At 68.1% G+C, this 16,906-nt stretch carries 13 protein-coding genes and 1 tRNA gene; 5 read left to right on the top strand and 9 right to left on the bottom strand.

Annotated features, from left to right (window positions below; all coding sequences use genetic code 11):
• Positions 1 to 3 precede the first annotated feature (3 nt).
• Positions 4 to 1,149, bottom strand: coding sequence for an efflux RND transporter periplasmic adaptor subunit (locus AC0WR5_RS18560; RefSeq protein WP_475865287.1), 1,146 nt, complete (start codon positions 1,147 to 1,149; stop codon positions 4 to 6).
• 264 nt (positions 1,150 to 1,413) lie between these two features.
• Between AC0WR5_RS18560 and AC0WR5_RS18555 the strand changes: the two genes are divergently transcribed.
• Complete coding sequence (locus AC0WR5_RS18555; RefSeq protein WP_475865286.1) at positions 1,414 to 2,016, top strand: TetR/AcrR family transcriptional regulator; 603 nt, start codon at positions 1,414 to 1,416, stop codon at positions 2,014 to 2,016.
• 83 nt (positions 2,017 to 2,099) lie between these two features.
• On the opposite strand, the gene AC0WR5_RS18550 is transcribed toward AC0WR5_RS18555, so the two are convergent.
• Positions 2,100 to 2,176: transfer RNA gene (locus AC0WR5_RS18550), tRNA-Met, on the bottom strand.
• Positions 2,177 to 2,308: 132 nt separating this feature from the next.
• Here AC0WR5_RS18550 and AC0WR5_RS18545 point away from each other — a divergent pair.
• From AC0WR5_RS18545 to AC0WR5_RS18530, 4 genes are all read left to right on the top strand, one after another.
• Positions 2,309 to 3,715 carry an FAD-binding oxidoreductase gene (locus AC0WR5_RS18545; protein ID WP_475865285.1) on the top strand — a complete coding sequence of 469 codons (1,407 nt, stop codon included), beginning with the start codon at positions 2,309 to 2,311 and terminating at the stop codon, positions 3,713 to 3,715.
• Between the two features lie 495 nt (positions 3,716 to 4,210).
• A complete protein-coding gene (locus tag AC0WR5_RS18540; RefSeq protein ID WP_475865284.1) occupies positions 4,211 to 5,254 on the top strand; it encodes an AI-2E family transporter in 1,044 nt (347 codons plus the stop codon).
• Positions 5,255 to 5,353: 99 nt separating this feature from the next.
• Complete coding sequence (locus tag AC0WR5_RS18535; RefSeq protein ID WP_475865283.1) at positions 5,354 to 8,254, top strand: error-prone DNA polymerase; 2,901 nt, start codon at positions 5,354 to 5,356, stop codon at positions 8,252 to 8,254.
• Positions 8,255 to 8,336: 82 nt separating this feature from the next.
• Complete coding sequence (locus AC0WR5_RS18530) at positions 8,337 to 9,401, top strand: patatin-like phospholipase family protein (RefSeq protein WP_475865282.1); 1,065 nt, start codon at positions 8,337 to 8,339, stop codon at positions 9,399 to 9,401.
• Positions 9,402 to 9,457: 56 nt separating this feature from the next.
• On the opposite strand, the gene AC0WR5_RS18525 is transcribed toward AC0WR5_RS18530, so the two are convergent.
• The 7 genes from AC0WR5_RS18525 to AC0WR5_RS18495 all read right to left on the bottom strand — a co-directional run bounded on the left by AC0WR5_RS18525 (position 9,458) and on the right by AC0WR5_RS18495 (position 16,848).
• Complete coding sequence (locus AC0WR5_RS18525; protein WP_475865281.1) at positions 9,458 to 10,348, bottom strand: hypothetical protein; 891 nt, start codon at positions 10,346 to 10,348, stop codon at positions 9,458 to 9,460.
• 111 nt (positions 10,349 to 10,459) lie between these two features.
• Entirely contained in the window at positions 10,460 to 11,335 is an 876-nt protein-coding gene (locus AC0WR5_RS18520) for a hypothetical protein (RefSeq protein WP_475865280.1), read from the bottom strand.
• Between the two features lie 191 nt (positions 11,336 to 11,526).
• Complete coding sequence (locus AC0WR5_RS18515) at positions 11,527 to 12,519, bottom strand: lysozyme family protein (protein ID WP_475865279.1); 993 nt, start codon at positions 12,517 to 12,519, stop codon at positions 11,527 to 11,529.
• A 141-nt stretch (positions 12,520 to 12,660) separates the two neighbouring features.
• A complete protein-coding gene (locus tag AC0WR5_RS18510) occupies positions 12,661 to 13,293 on the bottom strand; it encodes a PqiC family protein (protein ID WP_475865278.1) in 633 nt (210 codons plus the stop codon).
• 8 nt (positions 13,294 to 13,301) lie between these two features.
• A complete protein-coding gene (locus tag AC0WR5_RS18505; RefSeq protein ID WP_475865277.1) occupies positions 13,302 to 15,449 on the bottom strand; it encodes a PqiB family protein in 2,148 nt (715 codons plus the stop codon).
• The gene (locus tag AC0WR5_RS18500; RefSeq protein WP_475865276.1) at positions 15,446 to 16,156 is read right to left on the bottom strand and encodes a paraquat-inducible protein A; all 711 of its coding nucleotides are present in this window, start codon (positions 16,154 to 16,156) and stop codon (positions 15,446 to 15,448) included. The genes AC0WR5_RS18505 and AC0WR5_RS18500 overlap by 4 nt, the downstream gene beginning before the upstream one ends.
• Positions 16,153 to 16,848: a paraquat-inducible protein A gene (locus AC0WR5_RS18495; RefSeq protein WP_475865275.1), complete on the bottom strand. Its 696-nt coding sequence runs from the start codon at positions 16,846 to 16,848 to the stop codon at positions 16,153 to 16,155. Before AC0WR5_RS18495 ends, AC0WR5_RS18500 begins: the two co-directional genes overlap by 4 nt.
• Positions 16,849 to 16,906 lie beyond the last annotated feature (58 nt).

The raw sequence follows: 16,906 nt of genomic DNA, 5'->3' as shown, positions 1-16,906 counted from the left end.
CGTTCAGTCTTGTTCGGCCGGAGCCGCAGCGGCGGGCGCGGCCCGCTCGGTGGGGGCGACGGTTGCTCCCGGCTGCGTCTTCTGCAGGCCCTCGACGATGATGCGGTCACCGGGGTTCAGCCCGTCGCTGACGACCCAGTCGGCCCCGTGATCCTGCAGCACCGTGAGGGTGCGGACCTCCACGACGTTGTCGGCATTGACGACCCAGGCGGTCGGGTTGCCGCGACGGTCGCGGCTGACCCCCTCCATCGGCGCCAGATAGACGTTGTCGACGGTGGCGGTGGGCATCTCGACCTGCACGTACATGCCGGGCAGCAGCATCTGGTCGGGGTTGTCGAATTCCATGCGCAGCAGCACCACGCCGGTTTCCTCGTCCACGTGGGGTTCGGCCGCGGTCAGCTGGCCGGTGTGGTCGAAGGTCGAGCCGTCGGCCAGGGTCAGCGAGACTTCGAGGCCCTGCCGGTCGGCCTCGCCGTCACCGCGGCGCCAGGCCAGAAGCTCTGCGGCGGACTGGGTGACGTCGACGTCGATCGGGTCGAGCTGGCGGATGGTGGTCAGCGCGGTGGTCTGGCTGGCGGTGACCAGCGCGCCCTGGCTGACGTCGGACAGGCCGATGCGCCCGGACAGGCGCGCCTTGATGTCGGTGCGGTCGAGCTCGATCTCGGCGGATTTCAGGGCCGCCTCGGCGACTTCGACCGCTGCCTGGGCCGAATCGCGCGACGAGATCGCATCGTCCAGGGTCTGCTGGCTCGACACGCCGCGATCCCGCAGGGTGTTGACCCGGTCGTACTCGCGCTGTGCGGCGCCGAGCTCGGCCTGGGCCTGGCTGAGCGAGGCCCGGGCCTGGGCCACGGCGGCCTCGTAGGTCGTCGGGTCGATGCGGTAGAGCACATCGCCTTCCTCGACATGGGTGCCCTCGGTGAAGAGGCGCTCGGTGATGATTCCGTTCACCTGGGGCCGAACTTCGGCCGAGGCCGATGCCCGGACGCGGCCGGGCAGGGTGGTGGTGAGGACCAGGGATTGCGGCTGCATGGTCTCGACCGTGACCGGGGTCGGGGGCATGCCCTGCTGGGCTAGGGCGGGGCCGGAAGCAGCCGCCAGCAGGAAGCACGCAGCAGCTGCTGCGCGGGTAAAGGTCGATCGGGCCATTTGCGGCTCCTTTTTTCCCAGAGATGCAGCGGATAGGGTGAGCAGGCTTGTCACCGGGAGGGGGCTGCATTTATAAAACTAAGCGGTTTCATAATTCGGAGCCGAACCGGATTGCAAGCGTTTGCTGCAATGCGGCAGCTGGAAAGGCGGGCGCTCATGTCTGGTGATGACAAAAACGACACAGCGGCAGGTACGGCGGCGGATGGTCCAGTGGCCGGGCGCCGAAGGGCCTGTTGCAGGGCCGGTCCGGGCCGCCCTGTCGCCATGTCGACGGACGAACGCCGGCGCATTGTCCTCGATGCCCTCGACGAGCTTTTTGGCGAGGGGGGCATCGAAGGAATGACCATGGCCGCCATTGCCCGCCGCGCCGGGATGTCGAAGAGGACGCTCTATTCCATCTTCGAGGATCGCGACACGCTGCTGCTGGCCTATCTCGACCACCTGACGGAACGCTGTTTCCGCCCGGTTACGGACGCCCAGAAGGGCCTGCCACTCGATGATCGCCTGCGCCAGCTGCTGGTGATCGAGGAGAAGGCCGGCGCCTGGGACCTGCCGCTTGCCATCCTGAGGCTGGCCGTGGCCACGGCCCCCGAGGCGCCAGAGGTGGGCCGCAACTGCCTGTCGCGGGGGCCCGCCATCCTTGTAAGGCTGATCGAGATCGAGCTGGAGCGCTCGGTGGCGCGCGGCGAGATCGGCCCGGTGGATACTGCCGCCTGCGCGCAGATGCTGAAGGACATGATCTATTTCCCGGTGATCGACGCGCTGCTCGACAATTCCTTCCGGCCCAGCATCGACGATGCCCGCAAGCGTTGCGACCTGGCGCTGACGATCTTCATGAACGGAATCAGCTCGGTCCCGCCTGCCTGAGGCGGCCACCTGCGGGGGGCAGGACAGGGGAAGGCGCAAAGAAAAAGGCTCATCTCCTGGAAGGGGATGAGCCTTGGAATTCTTGGTAGCGGAGGAGGGACTTGAACCCCCGACACGCGGATTATGATTCCGCTGCTCTAACCAACTGAGCTACTCCGCCAGAACGTGGCGCTTACTATGGCAGGTCCGGAGAGTGGTCAAGCAGAAAATCCCGGCTTTCTGCAATTGCCTGTCACCCTTGTTCCTCCTGCCTCTCCGGCGCTAGAAGGGGGCGTTGAAAAAAGGGAAGATCATGCTCGACCGTCTGATTGCACTGCTTGGCCAAGCCCATGTTCTGACAGGGAAAGATGCCGAGGCTTACGGCTGGGACTGGGGGCATGCCCATTTCGGGATGCCGCTGGCCGTGGTGCGGCCCGGTTCCACCGAGGAGGTTTCGGAGGTGATGAAGATCGCCCATGAGACCGCAACGCCGGTGGTGCCGCTGAGCGGTCGCACGGGGCTGGCCGGTGGCGGCAAGGCCGCGGGGGCGCTGATCGTTTCCCTCGAACGGATGAACGAGATCCGCGAGATCCGGCCGCGGGCGCGCAGCGCCGTGGTACAGGCCGGGGTGATCCTGGGCCACCTGCACGAGGCGGTCGAGGCCCATGACCTGATCTTTCCGCTGTTCTTCGGCGCCCGCGGCTCGGCGATGATCGGCGGGGCCCTCTCGACCAATGCCGGCGGCTCGAACGTGCTGCGCTATGGCAATACCCGCGATCTGGTGCTTGGCATCGAGGCGGTGCTGCCCGACGGCGAGATCGTCGACCTGATGCACGACCTGCGCAAGAACAACTCGGGATACGACCTGCGGCACCTGATGATCGGCGCCGAGGGGACGCTGGGCATCATCACCGCCGCGGTGGTGCGGCTGCACCCGAAACCGGGGGCCTATGCCACCGCCATGGTGGGCATGAAGAGCCTCGATCCGGCGCTCGATCTGCTGAACCGGATCCAGACCGAAACGGCAGGCTCGGTCGAGGCCTTCGAATACATGCCCGGCAGCTATATCGATGATTTCCTTGAGCTTCATCCCGATGCCCGCTCGCCCTTCGAGGGCAGGCACCCGGTCAACATCCTGCTCGAGATCGGTGCCCTGGCGCCGCGTGACTGCGCGGTGCAGCCCGATGGCACGGTGCCGGTGGTGACTCTGCTGGAAGAGGCGCTGGGCGAGATGCTGGAGCAGGGACAGATCGACGACGCGGTGATAGCAAGCTCGCAGGCGCAGCGCCGGGAAATGTGGGCGATCCGCGAGGCCGCCAGCGAGATCGCGGCGACAAGGGCGCCCCATGTCATCATGGACGTGGCGGTGCCCGTGGACCAGGTGGCGGGCTTCCTGACCCGCGCCGACGCGGCCCTGGCAGGGCTCGATCCGGAGGCGGGGACCTCCGTCGTGGCGCATCTGGGCGATGGCAACATCCACTACACGATCTTCCCGACCTCGGTCGAAGCCACCCACAAGGATCACCTGGTGGAGGCCGTCGAGGACGTGGTGGCAGAGATGCATGGTTCCTTCTCGGCAGAGCACGGGATCGGGACGCACAAGCTCTCGACCATGGCGCGGCGCAAGGATCGCGCGGCACTGGCGGCGATGCGGGCGATCAAGGACGCGCTGGATCCCAAGCATATCATGAACCCCGGGAAGCTGCTGCCGGGGGACTGAAGGCGCGAAAGTGGACCGTACGGTCAAAAAGTTAACCTGTTGAAATCGCTTGATTCCGACGTCGGTATTACGTCGGTATCGTGTCGGTAACCCGTCGGTGCCAAATCGGCAGATCTGCACGGGTTAACGCGCCATGGCGCCGCCAGCGCCTCGGCAGGGACAGGAGCCTCCGCAGGCGGCGGGGGGCAGAGCCCCCCTGCGCCTTTCAATTGCCGCCATCCGGCGGCGGGGGCAGAGCCCCCCTGTGACCTTTCGATTGCCGCCATCCGGCGGCGGGGGCAGAGCCCCCTGTGACCTTTCGATTGCCGCCATCCGGCGGCAGGGGCAGCGGCCTGCGACGTTCGGACGCTGGGCGTTCCTGCACCACCTGGCCCGGGACGGGGCGCTTCACGGCTTCTTGCTCTGGACGGGGCGGCGGGTTTGGGGAATGATCGGATCTGCCCCCAGTCCCCGGGATCTGCCCGGGGCTTCCTCCGGACGACCTAGCGAGGGTTGATGACCTCCCGACTGCGTGACTTCACCTATCTGATCGCCCTCATGCTGATGGTCGGATGGCTCTTCCGGATGGGCAAGTCCCTGCTGTTGCCGGTCATGATCGCCATGATCGCCCTCTACGTGCTCAGCTCGCTGACGCGCCACGTGCGGCGGGTGCCGTTGCTGGGGCGGTTGCCGCTGACGGTGCAGCGGACGCTGGTGATCACCGTCTTCACCGTTCTGCTGGTGCTGTTCTTCACCAAGCTGATCGACACCTTTGCCGCGGTGGTGGCGGCGCTTCCGAAATACGAGGACAACCTCAACCTGCTGATCACCCAGGGCGCCCAGCTCGTCGGGGTGGACGACGAGCCCACATGGGCCTCGGTGCGCAGCCTGACCATCGACCAGGTCAATATCCAGGCGGTCGTGTCCCCGGTGCTCTATTCGCTGCGCGGGATCGGCGGCACGCTGTTCCTGGTGGTGCTCTATGCCGCCTTCTTCCTGGCCGAGCGCGACAACTGGGAGCACAAGCTGGCGCTGGCGATTTCCGATGCCGACCAGCGCGAGCGGACCATGGCGCTGTTGACGCGGGTCAACGAGCGGGTGGGCGAATACCTCTCGGTCAAGACGGTGGTGAACGTCATCCTCGGCCTGATCTCCTTTGCCATCATGAAGCTGATGGGGGTGGAGTTCGCCTTTTTCTGGGCGGTGCTGATCGGGCTGTTCAACTACATCCCCTATATCGGCTCCTGGATCGGGGTGATCTTTCCGGTGCTGCTGAGCCTGGCGCAGTTCGGCTCGATCCCCAAGACCATCGCGGTGGCGCTGGCGCTCTCCGTCGCGCAGCTCTTCGTGGGCTACGTGCTGGAGCCGCGGATGATGAGCCGGGCCTTCAACCTGAGCCCCTTCGTGGTGCTCTTTGCCCTGGCTTTCTGGAGCACGATCTGGGGCATTTCGGGGGCCGTGCTGGCCGTGCCGCTGACCGCCAGCCTGATCATCGTGCTGGCCGAGATCGCGGTGACGCGGCCGGTGGCGATCATGCTGTCGAACGCCGGCGACGTCTGAGCCCTTTCCTTTCCGCAGGTGAGTTCCGCGGCGTCCCCAAGGGACCCGTTCAAAAGGACTCCAAATGAGAACAAAAGGTGAATATAGTGCCGAGTCACCATGTTTGCCGAATTGTCCGTCACCAGCAATTTCACCTTTCTCGTCGGGGGCTCGCACCCGGAGGAGTTCATGCGCCGCGCGGCGGGCATGGGCATGGCCGGCGTGGCCATTGCCGACGAGAACTCGGTGGCGGGCATCGTGCGGGCCCATGCCGCGGCGCGCGAGATCGCCCGCGAGCAGGCCGAGCGCGATGCCTTTGACGCCGCCCAAGGGCTGATCGGCCCGCCGAAGCCTGCCCATCTGCCCGATCCGCCGCGGCTGTCCTGCCCGCGGCTGATCCCGGCGGCGCGGCTGGTGCTGACCGACGGGATGGAGATCACCGCCCTGCCGGAAAACCGCGACGGCTGGGGGCGGCTCTGCCGGGTGCTGTCGCGCGGGCGGCTGCGGGCGCCCAAGGGCGGCGCGGCGATCCGGCCCGACGACCTGCTGGAGCCCGGCGCCATGGCGGGCATCCGGCTGATCCTGCACACGCCGCTGCGCCAGCGCCCCTGGGATGCGGGCGAGGCGGAATGGTGGCGCGCGGCGCGGCGGATGATCCGGGCGCTGGGGCCGCAGATGTACCTGGGCATGTCGCCGCTCTATGACGGGCGCGACGTGGAGCGCCATGCCCGCGCCGCGCGCTGGGCGGCGGAGTGCGGGCTGAAGCTGGTGGCGAGCTGCCGGCCGCTGATGCACCACGGCCATCGCCGCCGGGTGGTCGACACGCTCTGCGCCATCCGCAAGGGCGTGACGGTGGACCGGCTGGGCTATGACGCGCAGATCAACGCCGAGCGGCGCATCCGCTCGGAATACGAGACGCGGCGGGTGTTCCGGGACTATCCGGAGGCGGTGGACAATGCCTGTGCCCTGGAAGAGGAGCTGCGGTTCTCGCTCGACGAGCTGAAATACGAATATCCCAGCGAGGGGACCGCGGGCGAGACCGCCACGCAGCGGCTGGCGCGGCTGGCCGAGGACGGGCTGCGCTGGCGCTATCCCGAGAACACCGCGCCGGAGAAGGTGCGGCGGCAGATGGCCCATGAGCTGCAGCTGATCGCCAAGCTGAAATACGAGCCCTATTTCCTGACCGTGCACGACATCGTGCAGTTCGCCCGCTCGCGCGGGATCCTGTGCCAGGGGCGGGGCAGTGCCGCGAACTCGGTGGTCTGCTACTGCCTGGGGGTGACGAGCGTCAGCCCGGAGGTGGGCACGATGGTCTTCGAGCGGTTCGTCAGCGAGGCGCGGGACGAGCCCCCCGACATCGACGTGGATTTCGAGCACGAGCGGCGCGAGGAGGTGATCCAGTGGATCTATGACCGCTATGGCCGGCACCGTGCGGGCCTCTGCGCCACGGTGATCCATTACCGCGGCAAGCGCGCCATCCGCGAGGTGGGCATGGCGCTGGGCTTGAGCCTGGACACGGTGACGGTGATGGCCGGGCAGCTCTGGGGCTATAGCGCGCGCGAGGGGCTGACGGCGGAGCGGCTGGCCGAGATCGGCCTCGACATTCGCGATCACCGGCTGGGCCTGGTGGTGAAGCTGGTGCAGGAGATCGAGGGCTTTCCGCGCCACCTGAGCCAGCACGTGGGCGGCTTCGTGATCACCGAGGGGCGGCTGGACGAGCTGGTGCCGATCGAGAATGCCACCATGGAGGACCGTACGGTCATCTGCTGGGACAAGGACGACATCGACACCCTGGGCATCCTGAAGGTCGACGTGCTGGCGCTGGGCATGCTGACCTGCCTGCGCAAGGCCTTTGACCTGCTGCGCGATTACGAGGGGCGCAGCCTGACGCTGGCGACGATCCCGCAGGAGGATCCGGCGGTCTACCAGATGCTGAGCCGGGCCGATTCCGTCGGGGTGTTCCAGGTGGAGAGCCGGGCGCAGATGAATTTCCTGCCGCGGATGCAGCCGCGCACCTTCTACGACCTGGTGATCGAGGTGGCGATCATCCGGCCGGGGCCGATCCAGGGCGACATGGTGCATCCCTACATCCGGCGGCGGAACCGCGAGGAGGAGGTGACATTCCCCTCCGATGCGCTGGGCGAGGTGTTGAGAAAGACCCTGGGCGTGCCGCTGTTCCAGGAGCAGGCGATGCAGATCGCCATCATCGGGGCGGGATTCTCGCCGACCGAGGCGGACCGGCTGCGGCGCAGCCTGGCGACCTTCAAGAAGCATGGCAACGTCAGCGAGTTTCGCGGCCGCTTCCTGCGCGGGATGGCGAAGAACGGCTATGACATGGAGTTTGCCGAGCGCTGCTTCAGCCAGATCGAGGGCTTCGGCAGCTACGGCTTTCCCGAGAGCCACGCGGCGAGTTTCGCGCTGCTGGTCTATGCCAGCGCCTGGATCAAGTGCCATTACCCGGCGATCTATGCCTGTGCGCTGCTGAATTCGCAGCCCATGGGGTTCTATGCCCCGGCGCAGATCATCCGCGATGCCCGCGAGCACGGGGTGAACATATTGCCGATCGACGTGAACGAGAGCTACTGGGACAACGTGCTGGAGCGCGACCGCCGCGGCGACCGGGCGATCCGGCTTGGGTTCCGGCAGATCCGCCGGCTGCGCGAGGAGGAGGCGGTCTGGATCGCGGGGGCGCGGGGCAACGGATTCCTGAGCGTCGAGGAGGTCTGGCGGCGGGCGGGCACGCCGGTGCACATGATCGAGCGCCTGGCCGAGGCGGATGCCTTTGCCTCCATGGGCCTCAGCCGCCGCGAGGCGCTCTGGGAGGCCAAGGCGCTGCGGCCGGGCGCGCAGCTGCCGCTGTTTTCCGGCGAGATCGAGGGCGAGGGCATCGTGGAGCCTGCCGCCCTGCTGCCCGAGATGACCCAGGGAGAGCACGTGGTGGAGGATTACGTCTCGACCAGATTCTCCCTGAAGATGCATCCGGTGGCCCTGCTGCGACACATCCTGACCCCGGGGTGGTAGAAGTGTTTTCCCGGTCGACACCCATGGCGCGAGGGGCCTAGTCTTGCCGCAGCGCAGCACGCGCATTGCAGGGAGATGCCAGATGCCGAAGACCGCCGCTCGTGACGCCGCCGCAGGGCCGCTGAAACTCGATCTGGCGCTGCAGGGCGGAGGGGCCCATGGCGCCTTTACCTGGGGCGTGCTCGACTGCCTGCTCGGGGACGAGCGGATCATCCCCGCCTCGATCAGCGGCGCCAGTGCCGGGGCGATGAACGCCGTGGTCGCGGCCTCGGGGCTGGCCACCGGCGGGCGCGAACATGCCCAGCATCAGCTCTGGGCGTTCTGGAAGGGCGTCAACCGCACCGCGCGGCGGCTGAACCCGGCGCTCGACGTGATGGAGGCCTTTCCCGGCATGGTCTCGGCCAGCAAGGCCTGGTGGACGCTGATGTCGGGCGGCAACGTCAGCTTCAACCTCTCGCCGGAAACCGGCAAGCCGGCGCTGGACGGGCTGCGCGAGCTGATCGTGGAACACGTGGATTTCGAGGCGCTGCGGGCGCCCGACGCGCCGCGGCTCTTCATCTCGGCCACCGATGTCTCTACCGGGGCGGCGCGGATATTCCGCAACGAGGACCTGAGCGCGGATGCGGTGCTGGCCTCGGCCTGCCTGCCGCTGGCCTTTCCGCCGGTGGTCATTGACGGGCAGGAATACTGGGACGGCGGCTACAGCTCGAACCCGCCGCTGATGCCGCTGGTGGCGGAGAGCCCGAGCGACGACCTGCTGCTGGTCACCATCAACCCGCGCCAGAGGACCCAGCCGCCGAAGAACCGCGACGAGATTTCCGACCGGGTGAGCGAGATCACCTTCAACCTGGGTCTGATCAAGGAGGTGCGGGGGCTGGTGACGCTGCAGAGCGCGCTGAACGAGGCGAAGCTGCCGAAGAAGACCGCCGAGGTGGTCCGCGCGGTGCAGCGGCTCCGGATCCACGAGATCCACGACCAGGAGACCTTCCTGGACATCCCGCTGAAGTCGAAGATGCTGCCGGGCTGGCGGCTGCTGACGCGGCTGCACGGGGTGGGCCAGCGGGTGACCGCGGAATGGCTGGAGGCGCATTTCGACGACCTGGGCCAGCGCAGCACCGCGGACCTGCAACAGCGCTACATGGAGTGAAGGGCCCGAAATTGGGCCCGAAATTAGGGTCTGAAATGGGGCCGGGCGGCGGCGCCCTAGTCGGGCGCCATGCCGTCGGGATAGGCGGGCATGCCCATGGCCATGCGCATCTCGACGATGGTGGCGGTGAGCACGCTGTCGTCTTCCTGGACAAAGCCGGACTGTCCGCGCTGGGTGTCCATGATGGTGGAGATCACCACCCAGAGCATCAGCGCGAAGACGAAGGTGCGCCAGGTCAGCGGGTGGTCATTCGCGCCGTCGCGATAGGCCAGCAGGAAGAGCGCCAGCAGCACCAGCGCCAGGGTCATCATCTGGCTGACGACGGAAACCGGCGTGGCAAAGGACTGCATCCGCGCCAGGTGGGCGTCGAAGATGCTGGTGACCGTGGCGGCCAGCAGCGACTGCAGCGGTGCGGGCACGGCGGCACTGCCATCGGGCAGTTTCGCGTTCATCGCGGCCAGGGTATCGGGCCAGAGATTGCCCTGGGCGGCCAGCGAGACGCTGAGGAAATCCTTCACCTCCTCCATGCTGTAGCCGACGCCGCTGTCGGGGATCACCCGGGTTTCGGCATAGGCGAGCAGGTCGTGCTGAAGGGTGCTGCGCTCGGGCTCGGGGGCGAAATCGGCGTGCTGGAAGGCGCCGGCGATGGCGCTGGCCTCGCCCAGCAGGGCGGCCTTTTGCGTCTGGAAGATGCCGAGCGAATTGCTGAAGGTGAAGGCTAGGATCAGGCCGAGCAGCGCCAGGATCGCCCCCAGGGTGGTATCGCCGACGCTGACATCGAGCAGCTGGCCGCGGCGCGCGACCTGGCCGTGGCGGATGCGCCCGGCCCGGTGCCCGAGCAGCGTCGCGGCCGGCAGGATCACCAGCAGCAGCAGTTCGACCGTCAGCAGCGGCAGCATCGGCTGGTTGATGCTGCGGTACATGGCGGCGGTCAGTGTGGGATCCATCGGCGGCTACTTTGTCTTGTGAGGCAATGAGGTACGGCCGAAATCGCGGGGCCGCGCGGACCGTAGCCCAGCCCGCGGCGCACCGCAAATGCCCAGCGGCGCAGAGGGCGATTATTGTGTGGCGGGTGGTGTGGCCAGGGCCTGTTCCATGCCGCTGATCGTGGCCCGCAGCACGCCGTCGTCCTCCTGGACAAAGCCGGACTGGCCGCGCTGGGTGTCGAGGATGGTGACCATCACCACCCAGAGCATGGTGGCAAAGACGAAGGTGCGCCAGGTGATCGCATTGCCGTTGATCGCCTCGCGGAAGGCCAGCAGGTAGAGCGCCAGCAGCGCGATCGAGAGGGTCATCAGCAGGCTGACCTCGGAGACCGGCACCGAGAAGGTCTGGATCCGGGCGAGATGGGCATCGAGCACGGCGTTGACCGCCCCGGCGGCAAAGGTCTGAACCGGGGGCGGCACCAGTTCGGCGCCGTCAGGCCCGGTGACACGGGTGGCGGCGAGCGTGTCGGGCCAGAGCCTGTCCTGGGCCGCCATGGTGGTGGCGAGGAAGGCGTTCAGTTCCGCGCGGGAATGGCCCACGCCGCCATCGGGGATGACGCGGGTCTTCGCATAGGCGAGCAGGTCGGCCTGAAGCGTGGTGCGGCCCGGTTCCGGCAGGTAGTCGGCGCGCTGGAAGGCGGTGCCCAGGGCCGAGGATTCCGCCAGAAGCGCCTGTTTCTGCACCTGGAAGGTCGAGAGCGCATTGCCGAAGGTGAAGGCGAGGATCAGCCCGAGCAGTGCCAGGATCGCGCCGAGGGAGGTATCGCCGATGCTGATGTCGACATCGGCGCCGCGGGCCAGGCGGCGACGGCGCTGCCAGCGCCCGGTGTAGAAACCCGCGGTGACCGCCAGCGGCAGCACGATCATCAGCCCGATGCTGAGCTGAAGCAGCGAGAGCGCCGAGACGGTGATGCCGGCATAGAGCGAATCGGGCGCCGTGGTTTCCATGTCGGACCTCTGGAAAAAGGGCAGGATGTCAGGTGGTTGCGCCGCAGGCCGGCGCTCTGTCCGGAGTAGAGCACCGGGCCGGGTTTCGCGCAAATGGCGAGAGCGGCGGCGCAGGCAATGCCCGGGCGGCGGTGCAGTTTCGACACGGGGGGCCTGAGAAATTGCGCGGGGAAGGGGGGCGCGGCGCGGGATCAGGCGCGGAAGATGCGCGCCATCTCGGCGTCGTAGCGGGCCCAGGTGAGCACGGCGGAATTGCCGGCATAGCCCTCGTAGTAGGAGCGCCCGGAGGAGGTGGGCAGGCCGGCCCAGATCCGGGCGAGGTTGTTCATGAAGCCGTGGCGGGTGATCTGGCCGGCGCGGAAGGCGGAATAGCCGGCCTCCTCGAAGAGGAGATCGGCGAAACGGTCCTGAAGCTCGGGGGTGAAACGGGCGCGGGGGCCGGCGCCGAGCTGTCCGGCCAGGCGTTTCAGGGTCGAGGGAATGAACTGGTAGCGGCCGATGGCATGGTGCTGGCCCGGGGTGGCGGCGATCCAGTCGTAGATCTCGCCCAGGGTCATGTCGGTGGGGCGTTTCGCCGGGCGGCGGGTGGCGGCGAGGACCACCGCATCATAGCCGGCGGCGCCGGCCTCGGCCCGGGCGATCAGGTGGCGCAGCATCTCGGCCTCGGGACCGAGGGGGATGTAGAAGGCCGCGCCGCCCGCGGTGCTGCCGCCCGGTGCGGGGCGCAGCCGCGGCGGCAGCGGCGCGAAGAAGCCGCTGCGGGCACGGTCGGCGAAGAGGCTGGCGATGCCGGCCTCCATCCGCTGCTCCAGCGTGGCGGTGGGCGGCAGGATCTGCAGTGCGGTGACGAAGGGCAGGAAGGGGCCGGGGGCGGCCTGGCCGCCGGGGGCCTCGGGCATGACGGGCAGGGCGGCGGGCAGGGCGGTGCCGTCGGGCGGCACCAGCACCGAGGCGCCGGGCCGGATCAGCGCGCCGCTGGCGCTGTTCATGATGATGCGGGCGGGCTGGCCTGCAAAGAGCGGCTGTGGCCCGGGCCCGTCGAAGAGGCTGCGGGGCCCGTTCGCGGCGGGGGCATCAGGGGCAGTGTCGAATGCAGTGTCGGGCGCAGTGTCGGGGATCACCGGCAGCGGCTCGGACGCCGGCGCGGGGCCGGGTGCCAGCGGCAGCCAGAGCAGGAACAGCACGGTGAGGGCCCGTTCAGGCCGGAGAAAACACCCGGATCGCATCGCAACCTTCGTTTCACGAAAGGAGGCCGCATCCTGCGACCCGGGGGTTTATATTTCGTTGTGGCCCGTCAGGTGACCGTCAGGCGACCGCGAGGCGCCTCAGCGCAGGCCCTTCGACGCGATCAGGCGCGACAGCTGCAGGGTGGCGGCGCTGCGGGCCGCGGCCACGCCCGTCGGCCCCTTGGAGATGTCCATCGGCACCGAGATGTCGAAGAGCTCGCTGCGGCCGGTGCCGGTCTCGGGGGCCACGAAATACTGGCCGGACATGCGGAAGGTATCGTTCGATTCCGCCAGCATCTGTTCCAGCCGCACCTCGACGGTGGCATCGGGCAGGTCGAGGAAGGGCCAGGGCTCGGAGGCGACCTTGGCACCGGTGATCTGGGTCAGGTAGCGCGCCATCTCGAGGGTCATCGCCCGCGGCGGCTGATCGGCCCAGAGCAGGTCGCGCGAGGCCTTAACGCTGCCGTCGGGCTGCCGCATCGCCATGGCCTCGTCCGAGGCGTAATCGGGCATGTCGATCTGGTTCACCTCGATGGTGGCATAGCGCGAGGCAACGCGCTGGGCCCCGGCATCGGGCAGGCTGGGCACGGTGAAGAGCTGTTCGTTGCTGGAACAGCCCGCCAGCGCCAGCCCGCCCAGCAGGGCCAGGGTGGCGGCGCGCCCGGCGCTGCGCAGGCCGGCGCGCTTGCCGGAGGGCCGGAGACGGGTGCGGGGGTCTGTGCGGTGCATCATGGGGCGTCTCATCTTCCGAATAGCAGCGAATTGGGGTGGCGTTGGATCTCGCGGGCGAGGGCGGCCACCGCGGCGGCGGCCGACTGGACCTCGTTCATGGTGCGGGTCAGGTCACGCCCGATCCCGGACCGCGCGTCGTAGCCCGCGAGGGTTTCCGAGGCCTGCGCCATGAGGGCATTGGCCTGATCCACCAGGTCCGGCAGATCCTGCGCGGCGGCGTTGATGCTGTCGGCGGCGGCGGCCGCAGAGGCGAGGGCATCGTTGGCATTGGCCACAAGCCCGCCGTCCTGCAGCTGTTTCAGCACGTCGCGCAGCTGTGTCAGGGCGCCGCCAAGTTCCTTGGGCAGGTCGCGGGCGCCGGCGGTGTCGACGATGCCGTTGATCGACTTGATCAGCGAATCGAGGTTCTGCGACAGCTGCTTGAACTCGATGCTCTCGGCACCCTGGGCCACGGTGTCGATGCGGTTGACCAGCTGCGGCACGTCGGCCACGGCGGCGGTCACCGCATTGGCGGCGGCAGAGACGTCGTCGATCGCGGTCAGAACGCTTGTGGCGGCGTCCTTCTCGTTGAGCGCGGTCACCAGAGTGTCGAGGGACGCGACGAAGTTGGAGAGCTCGCCCGGCAGGGCCTGCACGGAGTCGGAACCGATCAGGTTCCGGGTATCGGCCAGGATCTGGTTGACCTCGCCCGGGATCGCCTGGGTCTCGGAATTGCCGAGCAGCGAGGAGACCGAGTCCATCGTGTTGATGGCGCTCTGCATCAGCTCCTCGATGGGCAGGCTGTTGATCCGCTCGAAGACACCTTCGACATTGGCACTGACGTCCGAGATATTGGCCTCGGTCGTCGGGAAGACGGGATCCGGCTGGGCGTCTTCCTCGATGGTGGCGGCAGGGGCATCGGGCACGTCGACCAGGTTGATCTTGAGCCCGCCGGTGAAGATCGAGGCGGTGGCCAGCTGGGCGCGCAGTCCCTCCTCGGTCACTTGTTCCTGCAGGAAGGCCATGGCGGCCTCGCCGTCCTCGTCAGGCTCGCCGCTCTCTGGGTTCTCGATGCCGAGGCGCGCGGGCTGGATGGTGAAGGAGGTGGCCAGGTGCAGGTCGTCGTCGCCGAAGCGCTCCTGGCTGACGATGCCGTTGAGCGAGGTGACCTGACCCACCTGCAGCCCGCCGTAGGTGACAGGCGCGCCCACCTGCAGCCCGGGCAGGTTCTGCTCGAAGAAGGCGGTGAAGATCAGCGCATCGCCGGCTTCCTCGGAATAGAGGCTGGCGCGGGCGGTGTTCTCGTCGGAGTAGACGGTGAAGGCATCGCCGGGCTTGGCCTGGGCATCGCCCGAGGTGATCGTGGAGAAGGTGATGCCGCCCGAGACGAGGGTGGCAAGGGAATCGAAATCGAGCTTGGCCCCGCCCGGCCCGAGCGAGAAGCTGAAACCGGAGCTGTCCCAGAAGCGGGTGCCGGAGGTGATCAGCTTGTCATGGGGGGCATAGATGATGGCATCGGCGGCCACGGTGGTGCCGTCGGCGGAAATCTCGGCCTCGCCGAGCTGACCGACCTCGATGCCGCGGTATTCGATCATCGTGTCGCTGGTCAGGCTGCCGTCGGGGGCGGCGCGCAGGCGGATGGTGGTGCCGGGGCGGCCCTGCTGGTTCAGCGGCGGGCGCGACATGCCCTCGAACTCGGTCTGCGGATCGCCGGGTTCCTCGTCCCACATGCCCTGGATGTAGACGCCGGTGAGCACGGTGCCGAGCCCGGTGATGCCGCGGGTGCTGACCTCGGGGCGGACGACCCAGAAATTCGCGGTGGAATCGACATAGTCGACGATGTCGCGATGCAGCCGGACCGCGACCTTGACCTCGCGCAGGTTGTTGGAGAAGGAGACATCCTCGACCATGCCCACGACCACGTCGCGATAGCGCAGCTCGGTCTTGCCGGCCTCGATCCCCTCGGCGGTGGTGAAGGTGATGGTGATCAGCGGCCCGCGCTCGTTGAAGTTTTCCCAGGCGACGCCGACGGCGATGGCAAGCGCCAGCAGCGGGATCACCCAGACGATGGAGACCCGTTCCCAGAACGAGCGCCGCCTGGGTTCGACCGTGACCTTCGGCGGCTGGCCGTCGGGGGTGTTTTCGGGCTGGGTGTCGGGAGTCTTGTCGTCGCTCACGTAGAGGCGTCCTTGTGCAGAATCTCCTGCTGCGAAGCGGCAGTGGAATGGCGGTGAGGCAGGTGCGGATGTGGCAGGTGCGGCAATTGCGGCGGCGGTTGCAGCGACTCCGTCGGGTTTTCGTCCCAGATCAGGCGGCTGTCAAAGCATTTGGCCGAGATCATCGTGGTGATCACGGTCAGTGCAAAGAAGAGCGCCGCGCGCCCCGGGGTGATCGACAGGATCGCGCCCAGGTGCACCAGCGAGGACAGGATCGCCACCACGAAGACGTCGACCATGGACCAGCGCCCGATGAATTCGACCACCTCGTAGAGCATCTGCCGGTGGTGCTGGGACAGGCGGCTGCGCCCGGTCACGGAGAAGGCCAGGGCGGCAATGGCGATGAACTTGGCCGTGGGAATGAAGACCGAGGCCAGCAGGATGACACCGGAGACCGCATAGCTGCCCTCGTGCCAGAGCTCGAGCGCGCCACCGACGATGGTCTGGTTGTAGGTGGTGACGAAGACCTCGGTGCGCAGCATCGGATAGACGTTGGCGGGGAAGTAGCAGATCAGCCCGACCAGCCACCAGGCCCAGACCTTCTGCAGGGCCAGCGGATCGCGCGAGCGCAGGTGCTGGCCGCAGCGGCCGCAGGTGGGCGTGCCCATGGGCCAGACCCGGTTGCATTCCCGGCAGGCCACGAGGCCCATTTCGCGCGCGGTCTTCATGAGGCGTACCGGTCCAGTTCCGTCCAGACGGAATAGCGGCACATCAGCGTGTCCTGGATCACCACCAGCACCACCAGAACCGCGAACATCCAGAAGGCCGGGCCGAGCACCACCGAGACCATGGCGCCGATCTTGACCAGCGCCACGGCGCAGCCGATGGCAAAGATCTCGGCCATGGACCAGGGGCGCAGCCGTTCGGCCAGGCGGAAGGCGGCGGCGGCATGGGGCCAGGGCGGGCGGTCCCAGGTGAGCGGCAGGATGACGTAGACCGCCAGCAGGGCGCGGGCGGCGGGGATCAGAACGATCATCAGCACCAGCGCCAGCGACAGCACGGTGAGCATGCCCGAGTCGGTAAAGCTCATCGCGGCCTGCATGATCGAGGTGGTATTGGCGAGGCCGGCCTCGGAAATCGACAGGAAGGGATAGAAGGCCGCCGAGAGCACCAGCACCACGACGGCCAGCGAGACGGCGATGATGCGCTTGCCCGCCCCCTTGCGCGGCGCGATCAGCACGTGCCCGCAGCGGGTGCAGCAGGCGCGTTCGCCGTTTTCCGGCATGACGGCGGTATAGACGGCATCGCAGGCGGGGCAGGCGATCAGCCCGGCGATCCGGGCCGCCGAGAGGCCATGGCCGTGGCCCTGCGGGAGGGACCCCGGTGCGTCCTGCGTGGTGATGCCTGCGGTCTGTGTCATCCGGCCCGGTTGCTCCTGCCGCGCGGCGGCGGCGGTGATCGCTATCCGCGGCGCGGTG

Source organism: Pseudooceanicola sp. DL12 (assembly GCF_056270665.1).
The sequence above is the reverse complement of the archived record's forward strand: the minus strand, read 5'-3'. Positions and strand labels throughout refer to the sequence as shown.